The sequence below is a fragment of the Reyranella soli genome (assembly GCF_007992495.1).
GTDB lineage: Bacteria > Pseudomonadota > Alphaproteobacteria > Reyranellales > Reyranellaceae > Reyranella > Reyranella soli.
This window is the reverse complement of the sequence record NZ_BKAJ01000140.1, coordinates 1-18401: the sequence shown is the minus strand read 5'-3', so window position 1 is coordinate 18401 and position 18401 is coordinate 1. Positions and strand designations below refer to the sequence as shown.

Sequence of the window (18401 nt, the reverse complement as noted above, 5' to 3'; positions counted from 1 at the left end):
GAGGAGGGGCGTCGGGCGTCTTGGTTTTGTGTCGGCGGAAACTTGGCCAGGAAATTGGCAGCAATGTGATCATCGATCATCGCCATTGCCACCAGCGGCGGCGTTCCTTGGCGCGCTGCATCTCGTTCAGCTCGTGCTTGAGCCGCGTCACCAGATCTTCGGTCGCCAGCAGCCGGCGTTGTTGGTCGAGGAGGTTGGCCTGGGCCTGGGCGACGCGCTCCTGGGCGGCCTGGCGCTCGCGGCGAACAAGGTCCACCTGCTGCTGCAGGTCCCGGCGATCGACGGCTTCCCGCTCCAACGCGGCCTCGTTGGCGGCGGACTTGCCCTTCAGCTCCGCGGCCTCGGCCTGGGCAGCGGCAAGCTGCTCGCGCAGCACGTCGTTCGCGCCACGAGCGACCTTCAGCTCCACCGACAGGGTCTCGATGAGGGCCTGCAGCGGGGCCACAGTTGCTGCGACGGTTTCGAGCAACTTATGGGCGTCGTCTGGCGGGCGTCGTTGTCGAGGCTTCTGCGGGCCTGCCGCAAGCAGCTCGGCAGGGACGCATACTTCCGCTTCAAGCGTGTCGTTCTTGATTCGTCGAGGCCACTTTGCGCGCCGGGCCCGAGCCGCTGCGGCGCTTGCACTGCGGAGGCCCAGCCGTTCGGCCACTTGCTGATACGTCAACCAGCTCGGGCCAGCACGCGACAGGACATCCGACATGAGTGCACAATGCCGTCGGTGCGAGAGACCGACAAGCGCTCGCTACCTGCACTGCCTCTTTCCACTGTCTTGTCACAAGGGCGGCCACAGGGATCGGAGAAGCACCAATGAGCGGACAGGGAACGGTGCTGGTGACCGGCGGGTCGGGCTTCATCGGCAGCTGGTGCGTGATCGCGCTGTTGCAGCAAGGCTATGCCGTGCGCACGACGGTGCGCGATCTCGCGCGCGAGAGCACGGTCCGCGCCGCGATCGGCAAAGTGGTCGATCCGCAGGATCGCCTGAGCTTCCATGCCGTCGAGCTCACGGCGGATGCCGGCTGGGACGCGGCGGCGAACGGCTGCGACTACATGCTCCATGTCGCCTCGCCGGTGGTTGCGGTCGAGCCGAAGAACGCCGACGACCTCATCGTTCCCGCCCGCGACGGCACCCGGCGCGCCGTTGGCGCTGCCCTCAAGGCCGGTGTGAAGCGCGTGGTTCTCACCTCGTCGGTGGCGGCGACCAGTCCGCGTCCGGGGGCACGCGAGAGTGTCTCCGACGAATCGATATGGACCGATCTCGACGATCCCACGGTCGGCGCCTACGCCCGCTCCAAGACCCTGGCCGAGCGTGCCGCCTGGGACCTGGTCGATGGCTCGGCTGGCGCCACGACGCTCGCTACCGTGAATCCTTCCATGGTGGTCGGGCCGATCCTCAGCCCCGACTTTTCCGCGTCCGTCCAGGTCGTGCAACGCCTGCTGTCCGGCACGGTGCCCGGCCTGCCGCGGCTTGGCTTCTGCTTCGTCGACGTGCGTGACGTCGCCGACCTGCACGTCCGCGCGATGACCGCGCCGGAAGCGGCTGGCCAGCGCTTCATCGCCGCTCGGGACTTTGCCTGGATGGCCGATCTGGCGGCCTTGCTGCGGGCCAGCCTCGGCGATGCGGCAAGCAAGGTGCCGACGCGCCGGGTTCCCGACTTCGTCCTGAGGTTCGCCGCCCTGTTCGACAAGAGCCTGGCGAGCGTGACGCCGCGCCTCGGCGAAAAGCGCGTCTTCAGCTCGGCGAAGGCGCAGAGGATGCTCGGCTGGCGGCCACGTCCGGTGGAGGAGGCCGTCCTGGACTGCGCAAGGAGCCTGATCGCTACCGGCGCGGTCTGAGACGTTCACCTCCCTGTGATCCGGCGCGAGCCATCCGCTCGGCCGGTGCTACAGTACCTTCGTCATGCCCCGTGCCACTTGGACATGGACCTTCGACCTGCCGCCGCATGAATTGTGGCCGGTGCTGGCCGACACCAACCGCTTCAACGAGGCGATGGGCCTGCCGCCCTACGTGCTGGAGGAGACGCCCCAGCCCAACGGCACGGTCCTGCGCCGCGGCCGCGGCAAGGCCGCGGGCTTCACCCTGGAATGGGAGGAGAAGCCCTACGAATGGATCGAAGGCCGGTATTTCCGGCAGTCCCGTGAATTCACCAAGGGACCGTTCCGCCGCTTCGGCCCGATCTTCGATCTCGAACCGGATGGCAAGGGCGGCAGCAAGGTGAGCTACGCGCTCGAGTACGAGCCGCTGACCCTGACGGGCCGGCTGTTCGGCGCGCGGCTCGCCAAGCAGGCGGGCGGCGTGGTCGAGAAGCGCATCCTCGAAGCCGTCGCCTTCGCCAAGGGCGAGCGCACGACCTGGTTCGACCTGGCGCCACCCGACTTGCCCGAAGGCGCGCGCGAGCGCGCCGCAGCCTTGGCGGCCGAGGTCGATCGCAGCCCCTACGGCAACAGGCTCGGCCGGCCGCTCGCCGACCTGGTGCTCGGCGGCATGGCGACCGATCTCGACCATCTGAAACCCAAGAACCTGGCGCTCGACCTGAAGGTGCCGCAACGCGCCGCCATCGAGGCCTGTCTCGCCGGCACGCGCGCGGGCCTTTTGACCATGAAGTGGGACCTGTTGTGCACCAACTGCCGCGGCGCGAAGCTCACGGCTTCGGCGCTCTCCGAGCTGCCGCGCGGCGCGCACTGCCCATCATGCAACATCGACTACGATCGCGACTTCGAGAAGAACGTCGAGCTTTCCTTCGCGCCTGCGCCATCGGTGCGGCCGCTGGGCGTCGGCGGCTTCTGCCTGTCGGGCCCGATGGCCACGCCGCATGTCGCCGTCCAGCTCCTGCTGGCGCCAGGTGAGAAGCGCAGCATCGCGCTCGACCTGCCGGCCGGCGCCTATCGCCTGCGCACACTCCATCCCGGCGCCTTCGTCGATGTCGAGCACGATCCACGCCATGGGGGCGGCGCCTTCCCGGGCGTGCGCGTGACCGACAAGGGCGTCGAGGCGCTGCCGCCCGGCCAGGCGGGCACGATCGCCTTCCTGAATGACGCCGGTTTCGAGTTGGCGGCGCTGATCGAGGACCGCACCTGGACGCGCGAGGCGCTGACCGCGCCCGAGGTGATCTCGCTGCAGGCCTTCCGCGATCTCTTCGCCGAGGCAACTTTGCGGCCGGGCGACGAAGCGGGCGTCAGCCAGGTGGCGCTGCTGTTCTCCGACCTGCAGGGCTCAACGGCGCTCTACGAGCGGATGGGTGACGCTGCCGCCTTCAACACGGTGCGTGAGCACTTCGCGCTGCTGGCATCGATCGTGCGCGACAACGATGGCGCTGTGGTCAAGACCATCGGCGATGCCGTCATGGCCTCGTTCGGCGATCCGGCGCACGCCGTGAAGGCGGCGCTCGCCATGCAGACCCGCATCGTCGACCACGACCTGGTGCTGAAGCTCGGCGTCCATGCCGGCCCCAGCGTGGTCGTGACCTTGAACGACCGGCTCGATTACTTCGGCTCGACCGTGAACATGGCCGCCCGCCTGCAGGGCCAGAGCGTCGGCGGCGACATCGTGCTGAGCCGCGCCGTCGCCGACGATCCCGCCGTGCAGCCGCTCCTGACTGCAGTGGCGGCATGCGAGGAAAGCGTGCCGCTCAAAGGCTTCGCCGATCCGATCAACTTCGTTCGACTTCAGCCCGGTACGTCGAAGATCTCGATGTAGCGCCTGGAAGGACCGTCGTAGCGCAGCGCGTATTTGTTGCCGAGCTCGAAGCGCTCCTCCTCGGCGGCACGTCCGGTGAGCTTCCAGGGCTCGATGTACCTCTTGTTCGACGTGTCCGCATCGAACCGGATGTAGAAGTGCGGCGCCCTGTTTTCATTGGGCTTGGAGAATTTGTGCGACCACCAGTGCCTGGCGCCGGGGCCGAGATTGATTTGCTGCCAGTTTTCGCTGTCGCCCCAGCGATAGGCCAGGAGCAGGTTCGACTGTGTCTCATTGGCGATACTGACGACGGCGAACCGGGTGACGGCGTGGGCGACGCCCGGCGCCAGGAAGAGCGCCGCACCCATGCAGGACCCTGCCAAGGCCTGCCGACGCGTAAAGGTCGATGCCATGACTTCCTCCATGAAGTAGAACGTCCAGCCGCTCGTGGCGACTGCATCTCTAGGTTGAGCGTCGCCTGCGTCCGATTTATGGTCTAGTTGTGGAAGTCAGAATTGTGCAATCAGATGTTGCAGATTCCGCACACTCCCGTTGTCATCCTGAGTGCAGCGAAGGATCCCATCGCCGCCTGCATCAAGAAGGTCACATCCCGAAATGCGCGCCCATGACTGCAGCGGCCTCATCGTTCGCCTTGAGGCCCTGGCTGAGGAACCGCGTCAGCGAGAAGAAGCCGTGGATGGTGCCGGGATAGTTGACGTAGGTCGTCTTGATTCCGGCATCGATCAGCCGGTCGGCATAGGCACGGCCTTCGTCGCGCAATGGGTCGTAGCCCGCGGTCAGCACGAAGGCGGGCGGCAGGCCCTTGAAGTCCTTGGCGAGAAGCGGTGACAGGCGCAGGTCGGCAAGATCGGTGCCGGCGGGTACATAGGCCTTCCAGAACCAGTCCATCAGCTCCTTGGTGAGGAAGTAGCCCTCGGCGAAGGCGGCGCGCGAGGCACTCTGTTTGCTGGAATCGGTCGCGGGGTAGATCAGCATCTGGAAGGCCGGACCCTGCTTGTCGCCGGCATCGCGCACGGCCTGGCAGACCACCGCGGCGATGGCGCCGCCCGCCGAATCGCCGCCGACGGCGATGCGCGAGGGATCGACGGCGAACGAGGCCGCGTTGTCGCGGATATGCCGGAAGGCCGCGACGCCATCGTCGGTCGATGCCGGGAAGGGATGCTCGGGCGACAGGCGGTAGTCGATCGAGATTACCTGGCAGCGGCTCTTGTTGGCCAGGCGCCGGCAGGTCGAATCATGGGTCTCGATGTTGCCGATCACGAAGCCGCCGCCGTGATAATAGATCAGCGTCGGCAGCGGCCCGGCCATAGTGCCCTGCGGACGATAGCGGCGAAAGCGGATTTGCCCACCCGATCCCGCGAACGCGCCGTCGACGACTTCACCGACCGGCATCGGATCGGCCTCGCTGTCCTCCGACATCTTGTCGACCGCCTGGCGGCCCACGGCGTAGGGCAGCGTGTGCAGCTTCGGCCGGCCGTCCTGGACGGCCTTCTCCATCAGGTCGAGCAGCATACGGGCTTCGGCGTCGAGCATCGGTCACTCCGGATCGAAAAGATGGCGATAGGCGAACAGGGCGGGTGCGCCGCCGGTATGGAGGAAGACGATATCGTCATCCGTCGACCAGCGCCCGGCCCGGATCAGCGCTATCAGGCCGGCCAGGCCCTTGCCCGAATAGACCGGATCGAGGATCAGCGCTTCCAGCCGCGCCGCGAGCCTGATCGCCTCGACCGTGGCCGCGTGCGGCACGCCGTAGGCCGGGCCGGCATGGCCCGCCACGACCTCGACATCGGCCTCGTCGAACGGCTGGTCGAGAAGCTCCGCGGCGGCGCTGCCATAGGTCAGCACGTCGGCGCGTACCCGCTCGGGCTCGGCATCGATGTCGATGCCGACAATGCGCGTGTCGGGCAGGCAGACGCGCGCGCCGACGACCAGCCCGGCCTGCGTGCCGGCACTGCCCGAGCAATGGACGATGGCGCGCGGTTTCAGCCCGCGCGCCGCACACTGCTCGGCGATCTCGACGACCGTCGAGGCGTAACCCACCGCGCCCAGCGGATTGGATACGCCGTAAGGCACGACATAGGTCTTGCGGCCCTCCGCCTGCAAACGTGCTGCGAGATCTCGGATGGCACCGTTGCGATCACCAATCCACGGCACGTCGTGCAGGGTGGCGCCGAACAGGCGATTGAGCAGCGCGTTGCCCGTACGGCCGTACTCGGCTGACGGCGGCGCCAGCCGGCCATGGTAGACGGCGAGACGGCAGTCGAGCCCGAGCTTGGCCGCCGCGGCCGCGACCTGGCGCTGGCTGTTGGACTGCACCACGCCGCCCGACACCAGCGTGTCGACGCCGCTTTGCAGCGCCTCGTGCAGCACATAGTCGAGCTTGCGCAGCTTGTTGCCGCCGAAGCCCGGGCCGGTGCAGTCCTCGCGCTTGACCCACAGCCGCGGCCCCGCGAGATGCCGGCTGAGCCGCGTCATGGGCTCGAACGGCGTCGGCAAGGTGCAGAGCCCGACGCGTTCGAAGCGCGCCAGCGCCGCGTTGAGGCGACCGATGGCGTCGCGGCTCATCAGAGCAGGAAGGCGCGGGCGTGCGCCGCGATGTCCGTGGCGCGCTCCCAGCTCATGCAGAAGCGGCCGCCGGGCACGATCTCGAGCTTCGCGTGCGGGCACTTCGCCTGCATCAGCGCGCGATGCTTGCCGTAGATGAAGTTCTCGCCATAGAGCATCAGCACGGGCTGCTTCAGCGCCGCGAGACCGGCCAGCGGGTCGAACTTGGCGAGCGCGCCCATCGCCTGCCAGCGGTCTCGGCCGATCTCGAGCTGGGCGGTGTTGATGCGGTCCATCCACGACTGCGTCGGCTGCATCGGCGCATGCTCGGGATCATTCTCGAGCAGGAACTTTATCGAGCGCGGCGCCGGGAAGCCCGATTCGTCGCTCGGCCGTACCTTGGCGATGTCGGCGATGTCGTTCCTGGCCGTGTCGGCGTCGCTGAAATAGGGGATGTTGATCAGCACCGCCTTGTCGATGCGCTGCGGCCAGCGCGAGCCGAGCGCAATCGAGGTCGCGGCCCCTACCGCCTCGCCCATGGCGAAGGCGCGCTCGATCTTGAGCGCATCCATCACCTCGACGACGCAGCGCGCGTAGTCCTCGATGCCGGGCTGCCAGTCGATGTGGTCGGAATGGCCGTGGCTCGGATAGTCGATGGCGATGGCGCGGAAGTTGGGCGCCAGCGCCTGCAAGAGCTCGACCATGACGGCCGAGCTCTGCTGGTTGATATGGCTCACCATCACGACAGGGCCGCTGCCGCAGGCCCGCCAATGGATATGCCCGGCGAAGGTTTTCGCCAGGCCACGATCGATGTTCAGGGTCACGCGCTACTCTTTACTCCAGTTTGACATTGGCGGCCTTGATGACGGCGGCCCATTTCTCCCCTTCCTCGCGCAGGAAGGCGGCGAGCTCAGCCGAGGTGCCGCCGCCGATCACGCCGCCGACGGCGGCATACGCATCGGCCAGCTCCTTGGTCTTGAGCGCCGCGGTCGCGGCGTCGAAGATCTTCTTGCGCTGCTCCAGCAGCGAGGCGCCCGGCGAGACAAGGGCATACCAGTTGTCGGAATTGACCTTGGGATAGCCCATCTCGCGCATGGTCGGCACGTCGGGCAGCAATGGCGGGCGGCTGTCCGACGTCACGGCCAGCACCTTGATTGCGCCCGAGCGGACATGCGGCAGCAGCACCGAGATGTCGAGCAGCACGGTGTCGACCGTGCCCGCCAGAAGGTCGTTGGTCGCGGGCGCGGCGCCGCGATAGGGCACGTGCAGCAGGTCGGTGCCGGTCTCGCGCTTGAACAGCTCGATGGCGAGATGGGTGATGCCGCCGGTGCCGGCCGAGCCGCAGGTCACCTTGCCGGGATTGGCCTTGGCGTAGGCGATGAAGCTCTTGAGGTCGTTGATGCCGAGCTTGCTGTTGATGGCGAACACTTCCTGCACGCGCACCACCAGGACCTGCGGGGCGATGTCCTTGGCCGGGTCGAACGGCATCTTGGGCATCAGGCTCTGCATGATGGCGCCGGCCGAGGCGCTCATCAGGCCCATGACGTGCGCATCGGTGCCGGCCTTGGCGACGAAGTCGATGCCGGTGACGCCGGCGGCGCCGCTCTTGTTCTCGACCAGCACCGGCTGGCCGAGCAGCGGCGACATGCGCTCGGCGAGATTGCGGCCGAAGATGTCCGCCGGCCCACCCGCGGGGAACGGCACGACGAGGGTCATCGGCCTGCCGGGGAAGTTCTGGGCTTGGGCAGCTCCGGCAAAAGGCAGGGCGGCCAGGCCGCTTACCGCTACGCGACGCGTAATGTTCAAGGCTTTTCCTCCCATTCGTTGCGAGAAGTCTGCTTGGGGAGAGAAGGGGAGGCAAGTGTCGTTCGCAACTTCGCCAGCCTGAAGGCGTTTGATCCTCATGCCAGCTATCAATTGGAGGAATTTGTTGGATGAGTGCTCCGCGCCTCATCTCGTCGTCGCGCGGCTGCCCTCGCAAGTCGTCGGAACCGAATTCCAAGCAGTGAACACGCGCGTGACGCAACTGATGCTTGCGCGGTTGTTCAAGACACTGCCGCTGCAGGGGCGATTTGCCATCTCAGTGGAGAGGAGCCGCGGCCGCACGGAGGTGATGTGTGGCTTCGAGCACGCCAGCGATGCAGAGGAAGCAGCCAAGGCGGTGGGCGCCTGCGGCGTTGCTGCCTATGAAGGTTGGGCAAGCCAGCGGGCGTTCGACTTGGACGGCAAGAAGGAAAGTCGTCTCGCCGAAGCCGGCATGCGACGGCCGCAACAATCCCGCCTCTAGCCGGCGCCCTTTCTTCCGTTGGAGGCAAACCCCGGAGCGCCGCAACGATTGGGCCGGCATCGCGTTGCCTTGCTGCGCCAGGAGATCGACATGGGCCGTTTGCTTCAGCCTTGCCCGGCATCCGTGCGCGCACGATCACAATCACGGTCCCCAGCGCCCCGGCGGAATCGTCGGTGCCAATACAAGGGAGCTGGTCTTGAGCAGCCCAAAAGAGCTGGATGCCGATGCCCGCCCGCAGGCCCCGCTTGCCCATGGGGGCCGGACACTGCCGGCGGTCACCGTCGACACCTACAACGAGGAACTGCGCGACGACGACGGCTTCGTCGGCGACCGCGCCAGCCGCCGCGCCTTTCGGGCGATTCTGGCCGACTGGCGTGACCGCCTTGCGGAGCATAGCAAGGATCCGTTCGGCGACACGCCGACCGAGGAGGTCTCCAAGGCGAAGCTCGACAAGATGATGGCGAGTGACGATCCCAAGTCCGCCGCCCTCGTCCATACGGTGGTCGAGGAATTCGCCGCCGAGCTGGCGACGGTGGTGCGTCGCTTCCTGCGGCTGGCGAGCTGGAAGGACACCGAGCGCATCGTGCTGGGAGGCGGCCTGATCGCCAGCCGGATCGGCGAGCTTTCCATGGGTCGCGCCGCCATCCTTCTGACCGGCGCCGGCATCAGCATGGAGCTGTGCCCGATCCGGAATCACCCAGACGAGGCGGGCCTGATCGGCGCCGTGCAGCTGGCGCCGAGCTGGATCCTGGCCGGGCACGACGCCATCCTTGCCGCCGACATTGGCGGCACCAACGTGCGCGTCGGGGTCGTCGAGCTCAATACCGACAAGCGCGGCAGCGTCGCAGAGGCCGATGTATGGAAGCGCCAGCACTGGCGGCACCTTGACGACAAGCCTGCCCGCGAAGAGGCGATAGATCGCATTGCCGACATGATGAGCAAGCTGATCGAGCGCGCCGAGGACGAGAAGGTGAAGCTCGCCCCGTTCATGGGGATCGGTTGCCCGGGCCTGATCGACGAGCACGGCGCGATCCTGAAGGGCGGCCAGAACCTGCCGGGCAACTGGGAAGACGAGGGCTTCAATCTCGCGGTCGCCCTGGGCAAGCGCCTACCGCGGATCGGCGGCCACGATGTGTTCATCCAGATCCACAACGATGCCGTCGTCCAGGGGCTGAGCGAGGTTCCGAACATGCAGGATGTCAGCCACTGGGGCGTCATGACCATCGGCACGGGGCTCGGCAACGCCCGCTTCACCAACCGGACGGATTAGGAGATTCGGGTGGAAGCGCCGCGTCTCGAACGCAAGCTCGTCGCCATTCTTGCCGCCGATGTGGAGGGTTACAGTCGTCACATGGAGCGCGACGAAGCGGCGACGCTTGCCACCTTGTCCGCCCACCGCCTGATCGTCGACGACCTGATCGCTTCCTTCAATGGCCGTATCACCGGAACGGCGGGCGACAGCGTGCTGGCGGAGTTCGCAAGCGTCGTCGATGCCGTCGATTGCGCGTTGAAGATCCAGGAGGCACTGGCCGCGGCGAACCGGGAGCTGTCCAACGAACACCAGCTCCACTTTCGTATCGGCATCAATGTTGGTGACGTCATGGTCAAGGATGGCGACATCTTCGGCGACGGCGTCAACATCGCCGCCCGCCTCGAATCGCTGGCCGAGCCTGGTGGCGTCTGCATCTCGCGCGGCGTACGCGATCATGTGCGCAAGATGGGCCGCTTCGCCTTCGAGGATCTCGGCGAGCAGCGCGTCAAGAACATCGACCAGCCCATTCGAGCGTTTCGGCTGCGCGCCGCGGATGCCTCGGCGGAGCTGGCAGCCGCTTCCCCGGCGCCGCTCTCTTCGGCAGCAGGAAGTTCCGGCTCCTCTGATGGGCCGGCCCTGCGCCAGCAACCCGCTGCCGACGAATCGGAGTTCGAGCTGACTTTCTGGGAATCCATCAAGGAGAGCAGGGATCCGGCCGAGTTTGCCGCTTACCTCGAACGCTACCCGGCAGGCGCGTTCGCCACGCTGGCCGAGACGCGCCGACAGGCCTTGTTCGACGAGGCGGCTGCGCCGGCGGGGGAGGCGGCTGCGGCCGATCCGGAGGTCAGCGCCGTCGAGCTGGCGTTCTGGGATACGGTCAAGGACAGCGCCAATCCCGACATGTATTCGGCCTACCTCGACCGCTATCCCGAAGGCGCCTTTGCCGCCTTGGCAAGAGTTCGTCTCGATGAGCTCGGATCGCCGCCTCCCTGAGGCAATGGAGGCAAACGATGGCGCGCCTGCCCAGTCCAGCCCTCGCGGGCCACGGCACCGACGTCCGGCTCGTCCGCGCTGCCGCGATCGCTCTGCTCGGCACGATCGCGATCCTGACGCTGTATTTCGGCCGCGACGTGCTCATCCCGACGGCGCTCGCCGTGTTCTTTGCCTTCATCCTCGGCCCCGCGCTCACCTGGGTCCGGCGCTTGCTGCCGCTTCCGCTGTCGGTCGCCATCGTCGTGACCGGCGGGGTGGTCGCCGGCGGCATCGTGGCGGTCCTAGTGTTCTCCCAGCTCGCTGACGTCGCGGGCAGTCTCACGCGCTACCAGGCCAACCTGCACCAGAAGATCCAGGACGTCCGGGCCTTGTCGCAGGACGGCGGCACGGTCAGCCGGTTCATGTCGATGGCGGCGTCGCTGGCCCAGGATCTCAGCCTCGATGCCGGGACGGCGACGGCGCCCGCGGTTCGCGTCCGCAGCGACATGTCGAGCTTCGCCAGCGTCGCGAGCTTTGTGGCGCCGCTGCTCCACCCGCTGCTCAGCCTCGGCATCATCGTCATCCTGGTGGTCTTCATCCTGCTCGACCGCGACCATCTCAGCGACCAGTTCGTGCGGCTGTTCGGCGCCAGCGACGTCCATGCGACGTCGAAGGCGCTGGGCGACGCGGCCTCGCGCGTGGCGCGGGTGCTGTCGCTGCAGGTCCTCACTAATTTCGGCTTCGCCGTGCTGGTCGGGCTGAGCCTGTTCGCGTTGGGCATGCCCAACGCCGTGCTCTGGGGCCTGCTTGCCGGTGCCCTGCGCTTCGTGCCCTACGTCGGCGCCGCGCTCGGTGCGGTGCTGCCCACGATCATCGCCTTCGCCGTCCTGCCGGGTTGGCTGCAGCCATTGCTCGTGCTGGGGTGCATCGTTGCCCTCGACATCGTCATCGGTCAGGTGGTGGAACCGTTGTTGTTCGGCGAGTCGACGGGCGTCACGCCACTGGCGCTGATCCTCTCGGCGATCTTCTGGGGCACCTTGTGGGGGCCGATCGGCCTGCTGCTGTCCACTCCGCTCACCATCTGCCTGCTCGTGGTGGGCAAGCACGTTCCTCACCTTGGATTCCTGGAGATCCTGCTCGGTGACCAACCCGCGCTAGCGCCCTACCAGCAGATCTACCGCAGGCTCATCCGCAAGGCGGTGGCCGACGCATCCGCCGTGGCATTGGCCGAGATCGAAGCGAAGGGGCCGGAAGCAGGGCTGGACGACGCCATGGGGCGCATGGTGGTGCTGGCCGAAGCAGACGACACCTTCGACCGGCTCAATCCTGCCGAGGTCGCCGCGATCGTCGAAGGCACCGATGACGTGCTCGATTTCCTGTCGGCGGCGTCGGACGACGCCATTGCTGCGCCTGTGGCGCTCCGCTCAGGTGCTTCGTTCCGCTGCATCGGCGGCCGCGGCGGGATCGACGATGCGGCCGCCGCCATCATTGCCTTTGCTCTGCGCCGGCAGGGCTTCGATGCATCCGCCGGCCGACGCAGCGACTCTGAGGGCGAGCTGGCTGATGATGTAGGGCGGGTGGTGGTGCTGATCTGCTACGCCTCCCATCCGTCGGATGCGGTGCGTCGCTACAACCGTCGCAAGGTGCCGGCGCCACAAGCGTTGCATGCCCGCCACGCCGTGATCGACTACGACGTGGCGCCGGTGCCGCCGTCGCTGGTCGGAGATGCCGGTCCGCGCGACCTGTGGGTCGGGGACATCGCCGCTATTTGCCGGTTGGCGGCGCATCACGCGCTGGCGGTGGAAGGTCAAGGAAACGCATAGTGATCAGACGTCCGCCATTGTGCGCAGTCGCGATTCGACGTTCTCGGGCCGGTAGGGCTTGGGAATGAATGGCCAGGCCCCGGCTGTCGCCGGCACGGCTCTTCCCGACGTCAGGAGCACCTTCAGGTCGGGCCGTTCGCGACCGATCCACTGGGCCAAGCCGACACCGTCGGTCTCGCCCGGCATCTGGATATCGCTGAAGACCAGCGCGACAAGGTCGTCCTCTTGCAGGATGGTCATGGCATCGTCGGCGGACGCTGCTTCGACAACGAAGAACCCATGCTCGGCGAGATGCATGGCAATGAGCAGGCGCACGGTGGGCTCGTCCTCAACGACAAGAATACGAGGCGGCCTTTGCGGATCTGTGGGGCGCACGCTTGGCTTCATCGAAGGCAACGGCCGGGCGACCGGGTCGTTGCTGATCGAGACGAGGCATCGCTGACGGCTTCGCTGCGGAACTTCGCTTAATAGAGCACGTTGGCGTCCATTCGCGAGGTATCCATGACAACTGTCGTCGTCGAGAATCAGCTGCCGGAAGCCTCCGGCGCTCCATCAGCCGTGGCCTGGCCAGCCATCGTCGCTGGCGGCTTCGTGGCCGCGGCCTTCACTCTCCTGCTGCTGGCGCTTGGCGGCGGCCTCGGCCTCATGGTGGTGTCGCCATGGCGCGCCTCGCCCGAGATCACCACCCTCAAAGCGGCGACCTTTGCCGGCATCTACATGGCCGCGACGGCCGTGATTGCCTCGGCGCTGGGGGGCTACATTGCCGGACGTCTGCGCACGCGCTGGTCGGGCGCCCCGGCCGACGAGGTGTTCTTCCGCGATACCGTGCACGGCCTTCTCGCCTGGGCGTTTGCCTCGGTGATGGGCGCGATCCTGCTGGCCTCGGCAGCGACGGCGCTCACCGGTGCCGCGACCGCTGGCGCCGTTCAGGGCACGGTTCAACGGCCCGATGCGGGCCAGCCGGCCGGCGTCGCACCGGCGGTGGCGATGCCGATCCTCGATCGTCTGTTTCGTCCGGATTATGCGGTGTTGACCGGCGGTACCGGGCAGCGCGCGGCCGGCGTGTTCGCTGCCGGTCGTGATCTCGCCGTCGATCGCGACGCGGCGGCCCGGCTTCTCGCCACCGGCGAGGCGGCCGATCGCCAGTATCTCGCGCAGATGGTCGCGGCGCGTACCGGCGTCGACCTGGCCGAGGCCGAGCGGCGCGTTTCCGCCGCCGAGGTCAGCCTGCGCAACGCCGCCGAACTCGCGCGCCAGGTGTCCATGCGCCTGTCGCTGTGGCTCGTTGCGTCGCTGTTTCTGGGTGCGCTCGCGGCCTGTCTTGCCGCTCTGGAAGGCGGTGCGCTGCGTGATGGGCGCGGCTGGACCGGCCTGCGCGGCTGACTGCCGTCAACCAACCAATCGAAGGAGAGCCGATATGGGCCGTTCTATCCTGCTGTGGCTTGTGGGTGTGCCGATTCCGATCATCATCCTTCTCGCCTTGTTCTGGCGGTAGAAGGTGAAGAGCGGGAGAGGCGATGCTCAAAACTCGACGTCCAGCTCCTCGACCTCCTCCGGCTCCGACTTCGCCGCCAGCGTCCATTCCAGCATCGCCGGGAACTTCAGCATCAGGTCGCGATAGCCGGCCGAGGCGGCGTCGAGCTTCACGTCGTATGTCGCAAAGCGCGAGCAGACCGGCGCGTACATGGCGTCGGCCATGGTCGGCTTCTTGCCGAACAGGTAGGGCCCGCCGTAGCGCTGCAGGCACTCGCGCCAGATCGCGGTCACACGTTCTATGTCGGCCTGGGCGCCCGCCCACACCTTGAAGCCCTCGTGCCGCACCTTGAGGTTCATGGGCAGCGCCGAACGCAGGTTGGCGAAGCCCGAATGCATCTCGCCGCACACCGCCCGGCAATGGGCGCGGGCCACCGGGTCGCTCGGCAGCAGGCCTGCCTCCGGTTTGATCTCGTTCAGGTACTCGGCGATGGCCAGCGTATCCCAGACCTTGACCTTGCCGTGCTCCAGGCAGGGCACCAAAAAAGACGGGGAAAGCAGCAAAAGCTCGGCCCGCGTGGCCGGATCGTCGATCGGGGCGATCTTCTCTGCGAAATCCAGCCCGGCCATGCGGCACAGAAGAAAGCCGCGCAGCGACCAAGAGGAATAGTTCTTGCTACTGACGGTCAGCGAAGCCTCGGCCATGCGGTTGGGGATGCAAAATCCGAGCCGGTCGCCGCCTTATGCTCTATTCGCTGTACCAGACCGCCGCCGACATGATGCTGCCGATGCGGGTCTGGGCGTCGGCCGCCGGCCAGAGCCTGTCGGGCGGCGGCGACCTGGAGAGCTGGCGTGCCGCCGGAGCGCTCTGCGAGATGGTGAGCCGGGCGACGCTCACCCATCGCCGGCCGTCCTTCGGCATCACCGAATCGAAGGTCGGCAACCGCGTGGTGCCGGTGCGTGAGGAAGAGGTCTTCGCCACGCCCTTCGGCACCCTGCTGCGTTTCGCCAAGGAAGGCGTGCCGGCGCAGCCCAAGGTGCTGCTGGTGGCGCCGCTCAGCGGCCATTTTGCGACACTGTTGCGCGACACGGTGCGCGTGCTGCTGCCCGAGCATGACGTGCACATCACCGACTGGGCCAATGCGCGCGACGTCGGCATCTGGCACGGCCGCTTCGGCTTCGACGAATATGTCGAGCACCTGATGTGGTTCCTGCGCGCCATGGGACCGGGTGCGCACGTCGTGGCGGTGTGCCAGCCCTGTGTGCAGGCGCTGGCCGCGGCGGCGCTGATGGCCGAGGACGACCATCCCTGCCAGCCCTTGTCGCTCACCCTGATGGCGGGACCGATCGACACCCGCATCAATCCAACCAAGGTGAACGAGCTCGCGACCGGCCGGCCGATCTCGTGGTTCGAGCGCAACCTGATCGCGCGCGTGCCATTGCGCTATCCCGGCGCGACGCGCCGCGTCTATCCCGGCTTCCTGCAGCTCACCGCCTTCATGAGCATGAACGCCGAGCGCCACATCAAGGCGCAGGTCGACCTCTACAAGGCGATGGCCAAGGGCGCTGACGCCGAGGCCAAGACCATCAAGGATTTCTATGACGAGTACTTCGCCGTGCTCGACATGACGGCCGAGTTCTACCTCGAGACCGTGCAGTGGGTTTTCCAGGACTTCCGCCTGGCCCGCGGCCAGCTCGACTGGAAGGACCGCCGCGTCAATCCCAAGGCGATCCGTCGCACGGCCTTGTTCACCATCGAGGGCGAGCGCGACGACATCTGCGCCATCGGCCAGACCGTGGCCGCCCACGATCTCTGCACCGGCCTGCGTCCATATCGCAAAAAACACTACATGCAGGCCGGCGTCGGCCACTACGGCGTGTTCAGCGGCAGGCGCTGGGCCGGCCAGATCTATCCCTTGGTGCGAAATACGATCCTGGCGAACGAGTGACCCACCTCTTTTCCTCCCCCGTCTCACGGGGAGGGTAGGGAGGGGGAAAGCCACAGACGTGCTCTCGAAATTCCGACGTCATGATCTCTTCCTGTCGCACACCACGTCTGGTGCCTTCCCCCTCCCTGCCTCCCCCGTATGACGGGGGAGGTGAAAGAACGGTGAAAGAGGCGGGGGTGGCAAAGCCGCTTCTTTGCGTTACATAATTCCGTATGGCTGACTTTCCGAAGAAGACCCCGGCCGACTGGGAAAAGCTCGCTGCAAAGGAGCTGCGCGACAAGCCCCTGTCGTCGCTCGACTGGATGACCCCCGAGGGCATCGCGGTGAAGCCGCTCTACACCGCGGCCGACCTCGAGAACCTCGAATCCGTGGGCTCGATCCCGGGCTTCCCGCCTTTCACCCGCGGGCCCAAGGCCACCATGTACGCCGGCCGCCCCTGGACGGTGCGTCAGTACGCGGGCTTCTCGACCGCCGAGGAGAGCAACAAGTTCTATCGCGCCAATCTCGCGGCCGGCCAGATGGGCCTGTCGGTGGCGTTCGACCTTGCCACCCACCGCGGCTACGACTCCGACCATCCGCGCGTCGTCGGCGACGTCGGCAAGGCGGGCGTGGCGATCGATTCCGTCGAGGACATGAAGATCCTGTTCGACGGCATCCCGCTCGACAAGATGAGCGTCAGCATGACCATGAACGGCGCCGTGCTGCCGGTGCTGGCGGGCTACATCGTCGCCGCCGAGGAGCAGGGCGTGCCGCAGGACAAGCTCGCGGGCACGATCCAGAACGACATCCTCAAGGAGTTCATGGTCCGGAACACCTATATCTATCCGCCCGGACCCTCCATGCGCATCGTGGCCGACATCATCGAGCACACCGCGCAGCACATGCCCAAGTTCAACTCGATCTCGATCTCCGGCTATCACATGCAGGAGGCGGGAGCGACGCTGGTCCAGGAGTTGGCCTTCACTCTTGCCGATGGGCTCGAGTACGTGCGCGCCGCCAAGGCCAAGGGCCTCGACATCGACGCCTTCGCGCCGCGCCTGTCGTTCTTCTTCTGCATCGGCATGAACTTCTTCATGGAGGCGGCCAAGCTCCGCGCCGCGCGCTACCTGTGGGCCGAGCTCATCAGGCCGTTCGAGCCCAAGAAGGCCGATTCGCTGTCGCTGCGCACGCACTGCCAGACGTCGGGCGTGTCGCTGACCGAGAAGGATCCCTATAACAACATCATCCGCACCGCCTACGAGGCGATGGCGGCGGTGCTGGGCGGCACGCAGTCGCTGCACACCAACTCGTTCGACGAAGCGATTGCCTTGCCGACCGTGGCCTCGGCCCGCATCGCGCGCAACACGCAGCTCATCCTCCAGCACGAGACCGGCGTCACCAAGGTGGTCGATCCACTGGCCGGCAGCTACTACGTCGAGGCGCTGACCTCGAGCCTGATCGCCGAGGCGCGCAAGCTGATCGCCGAAGTCGAGGCGCTGGGCGGCATGACCAAGGCGGTCGAGGCCGGCATGCCCAAGCTGCGCATCGAGGAGGCGGCCGCCCGCAAGCAGGCGCGCATCGACCGCGGCGACGAGGTCGTGGTCGGCGTCAACAAGTTCCAGCTCAAGGAAGAGCCCGCCATCGAGATCCTCGATGTCGACAACGACATGGTGCGCGAATCGCAGGTGAGCCGCCTGAACAAGATCCGCGCCAGCCGCGACGAGGCGAAGTGCGTTGCTGCGCTCAAGGCGCTGGGCGATGCGGCGCGCAACGGCACGGGCAACCTGCTGACGCTGTCCATCGAAGCCACGCGTGCGCGCGCCACGGTTGGTGAGATCTCCTCGGCGCTGGAAGGCGTCTATGGCCGCTACCAGGCCACCATCCGCTCGATTGCCGGCGTCTATGCCAGCGAGTGGGAAGGCGACCAGGGGCTGGAGCGCATCCGCACCGAGATCGGCTCGTTCGCCGAGGAAGAAGGCCGCCGGCCACGTCTCATGGTCGTGAAGATGGGCCAGGACGGCCACGACCGCGGCGCCAAGGTGATCGCCACGGCCTTCGCCGACTTAGGGTTCGACGTCGATATCGGCCCGCTGTTCCAGACGCCGGAGGAAGCCGCGCGGGCCGCGATCGAGAACGACGTGCACGTGATCGGCGTGTCGAGCCAGGCCGCCGGCCACAAGACCCTGGTGCCGCATCTCATCGAGGAACTCGCCAAGCAGGGCGGCTCCGAAGTGCTGGTCGTGGTGGGCGGTGTCATTCCCGCCCAGGACTACGATTTCCTGAAGAAGGCGGGCGTCGCCGCCATCTACGGCCCCGGCACCAACATCCCGGCTGCTGCCGCCGAGATCCTGTCGATCCTGCGCCAACGCGGCCAGAAGCGGGCAGCTTAGCCTTATAGTCTTCCGGACCGCGCGCATCCTGCGCGCTC

The 18401-nt window shown here is 67.0% G+C and carries 17 protein-coding genes; 9 read left to right on the top strand and 8 right to left on the bottom strand.

What is annotated here, in order from left to right; genetic code table 11:
* Positions 1-76: 76 nt before the first annotated feature.
* Complete coding sequence (locus RSO01_RS34660) at positions 77-700, bottom strand: hypothetical protein (RefSeq protein ID WP_147155178.1); 624 nt, start codon at positions 698-700, stop codon at positions 77-79.
* A 107-nt stretch (positions 701-807) separates the two neighbouring features.
* Between RSO01_RS34660 and RSO01_RS34655 the strand changes: the two genes are divergently transcribed.
* Both RSO01_RS34655 and RSO01_RS34650 read left to right on the top strand, forming a co-directional pair.
* Positions 808-1833 carry an SDR family oxidoreductase gene (locus RSO01_RS34655; protein WP_147155177.1) on the top strand — a complete coding sequence of 342 codons (1026 nt, stop codon included), beginning with the start codon at positions 808-810 and terminating at the stop codon, positions 1831-1833.
* Between the two features lie 64 nt (positions 1834-1897).
* Positions 1898-3694 carry an adenylate/guanylate cyclase domain-containing protein gene (locus RSO01_RS34650; protein ID WP_147155176.1) on the top strand — a complete coding sequence of 599 codons (1797 nt, stop codon included), beginning with the start codon at positions 1898-1900 and terminating at the stop codon, positions 3692-3694.
* Here the strand turns inward: RSO01_RS34650 and RSO01_RS34645 are convergent.
* The 5 genes from RSO01_RS34645 to RSO01_RS34625 form a co-directional block, all read right to left on the bottom strand.
* Positions 3664-4086: a hypothetical protein gene (locus RSO01_RS34645; protein WP_147155175.1), complete on the bottom strand. Its 423-nt coding sequence runs from the start codon at positions 4084-4086 to the stop codon at positions 3664-3666. The genes RSO01_RS34650 and RSO01_RS34645 overlap by 31 nt on opposite strands.
* A 190-nt stretch (positions 4087-4276) precedes the next feature.
* Positions 4277-5227: a LipP1 family hormone-sensitive lipase gene (gene lipP1, locus RSO01_RS34640; protein WP_147155174.1), complete on the bottom strand. Its 951-nt coding sequence runs from the start codon at positions 5225-5227 to the stop codon at positions 4277-4279.
* 3 nt (positions 5228-5230) lie between these two features.
* Positions 5231-6259, bottom strand: a complete 1029-nt coding sequence (locus RSO01_RS34635; RefSeq protein WP_147155173.1) for a D-cysteine desulfhydrase family protein — start codon at positions 6257-6259, stop codon at positions 5231-5233.
* Positions 6259-7062 (bottom strand): alpha/beta fold hydrolase, encoded by an 804-nt coding sequence (locus RSO01_RS34630; RefSeq protein ID WP_147155172.1) that lies wholly within the window; start codon positions 7060-7062, stop codon positions 6259-6261. Before RSO01_RS34630 ends, RSO01_RS34635 begins: the two co-directional genes overlap by 1 nt.
* Before the next feature lie 10 nt (positions 7063-7072).
* Positions 7073-8044 carry a Bug family tripartite tricarboxylate transporter substrate binding protein gene (locus tag RSO01_RS34625; protein ID WP_170303578.1) on the bottom strand — a complete coding sequence of 324 codons (972 nt, stop codon included), beginning with the start codon at positions 8042-8044 and terminating at the stop codon, positions 7073-7075.
* Between the two features lie 124 nt (positions 8045-8168).
* Between RSO01_RS34625 and RSO01_RS47765 the strand changes: the two genes are divergently transcribed.
* The 4 genes from RSO01_RS47765 to RSO01_RS34610 all read left to right on the top strand — a co-directional run bounded on the left by RSO01_RS47765 (position 8169) and on the right by RSO01_RS34610 (position 12572).
* A complete protein-coding gene (locus tag RSO01_RS47765; RefSeq protein WP_170303577.1) occupies positions 8169-8525 on the top strand; it encodes a hypothetical protein in 357 nt (118 codons plus the stop codon).
* A gap of 196 nt (positions 8526-8721) precedes the next feature.
* A complete protein-coding gene (locus RSO01_RS34620; protein ID WP_246159019.1) occupies positions 8722-9795 on the top strand; it encodes an ROK family protein in 1074 nt (357 codons plus the stop codon).
* A 9-nt stretch (positions 9796-9804) separates the two neighbouring features.
* Complete coding sequence (locus RSO01_RS34615) at positions 9805-10770, top strand: adenylate/guanylate cyclase domain-containing protein (protein ID WP_147155169.1); 966 nt, start codon at positions 9805-9807, stop codon at positions 10768-10770.
* Positions 10771-10787: 17 nt separating this feature from the next.
* On the top strand, positions 10788-12572 hold the full coding sequence (locus RSO01_RS34610; RefSeq protein ID WP_147155168.1) for an AI-2E family transporter: 1785 nt from the start codon (positions 10788-10790) through the stop codon (positions 12570-12572).
* Between the two features lie 3 nt (positions 12573-12575).
* Here the strand turns inward: RSO01_RS34610 and RSO01_RS34605 are convergent, their stop codons facing one another.
* A complete protein-coding gene (locus tag RSO01_RS34605) occupies positions 12576-12959 on the bottom strand; it encodes a response regulator (RefSeq protein WP_147155167.1) in 384 nt (127 codons plus the stop codon).
* Positions 12960-13073: 114 nt separating this feature from the next.
* Here RSO01_RS34605 and RSO01_RS34600 point away from each other — a divergent pair, with 114 nt between their 5' ends.
* Positions 13074-13955, top strand: a complete 882-nt coding sequence (locus tag RSO01_RS34600; RefSeq protein WP_147155166.1) for a hypothetical protein — start codon at positions 13074-13076, stop codon at positions 13953-13955.
* Between the two features lie 138 nt (positions 13956-14093).
* Here the strand turns inward: RSO01_RS34600 and RSO01_RS34595 are convergent, their stop codons facing one another.
* On the bottom strand, positions 14094-14750 hold the full coding sequence (locus tag RSO01_RS34595; RefSeq protein ID WP_147155165.1) for a glutathione S-transferase family protein: 657 nt from the start codon (positions 14748-14750) through the stop codon (positions 14094-14096).
* Positions 14751-14788: 38 nt separating this feature from the next.
* Here RSO01_RS34595 and RSO01_RS34590 point away from each other — a divergent pair, with 38 nt between their 5' ends.
* Together RSO01_RS34590 and scpA are read left to right on the top strand one after the other, a co-directional pair.
* A complete protein-coding gene (locus RSO01_RS34590) occupies positions 14789-15994 on the top strand; it encodes a polyhydroxyalkanoate depolymerase (RefSeq protein ID WP_147155164.1) in 1206 nt (401 codons plus the stop codon).
* 212 nt (positions 15995-16206) lie between these two features.
* Positions 16207-18363, top strand: coding sequence for a methylmalonyl-CoA mutase (gene scpA, locus RSO01_RS34585; RefSeq protein ID WP_147155163.1), 2157 nt, complete (start codon positions 16207-16209; stop codon positions 18361-18363).
* Positions 18364-18401 lie beyond the last annotated feature (38 nt).

What these genes read in the sequence shown, in the direction of transcription:
- RSO01_RS34660 (WP_147155178.1), bottom strand. Translation starts at nt 700, where the DNA reads ATGTCGGATGTCCTGTCGCGTGCTGGCCCGAGCTGGTTGACGTATCAG.
- RSO01_RS34655 (WP_147155177.1), top strand. Translation starts at nt 808, where the DNA reads ATGAGCGGACAGGGAACGGTGCTGGTGACCGGCGGGTCGGGCTTCATC.
- RSO01_RS34650 (WP_147155176.1), top strand. Translation starts at nt 1,898, where the DNA reads ATGCCCCGTGCCACTTGGACATGGACCTTCGACCTGCCGCCGCATGAA.
- RSO01_RS34645 (WP_147155175.1), bottom strand. Translation starts at nt 4,086, where the DNA reads ATGGCATCGACCTTTACGCGTCGGCAGGCCTTGGCAGGGTCCTGCATG.
- lipP1 (WP_147155174.1), bottom strand. Translation starts at nt 5,227, where the DNA reads ATGCTCGACGCCGAAGCCCGTATGCTGCTCGACCTGATGGAGAAGGCC.
- RSO01_RS34635 (WP_147155173.1), bottom strand. Translation starts at nt 6,259, where the DNA reads ATGAGCCGCGACGCCATCGGTCGCCTCAACGCGGCGCTGGCGCGCTTC.
- RSO01_RS34610 (WP_147155168.1), top strand. Translation starts at nt 10,788, where the DNA reads ATGGCGCGCCTGCCCAGTCCAGCCCTCGCGGGCCACGGCACCGACGTC.
- RSO01_RS34605 (WP_147155167.1), bottom strand. Translation starts at nt 12,959, where the DNA reads ATGAAGCCAAGCGTGCGCCCCACAGATCCGCAAAGGCCGCCTCGTATT.
- RSO01_RS34600 (WP_147155166.1), top strand. Translation starts at nt 13,074, where the DNA reads ATGACAACTGTCGTCGTCGAGAATCAGCTGCCGGAAGCCTCCGGCGCT.
- RSO01_RS34595 (WP_147155165.1), bottom strand. Translation starts at nt 14,750, where the DNA reads ATGGCCGAGGCTTCGCTGACCGTCAGTAGCAAGAACTATTCCTCTTGG.
- RSO01_RS34590 (WP_147155164.1), top strand. Translation starts at nt 14,789, where the DNA reads ATGCTCTATTCGCTGTACCAGACCGCCGCCGACATGATGCTGCCGATG.
- scpA (WP_147155163.1), top strand. Translation starts at nt 16,207, where the DNA reads ATGGCTGACTTTCCGAAGAAGACCCCGGCCGACTGGGAAAAGCTCGCT.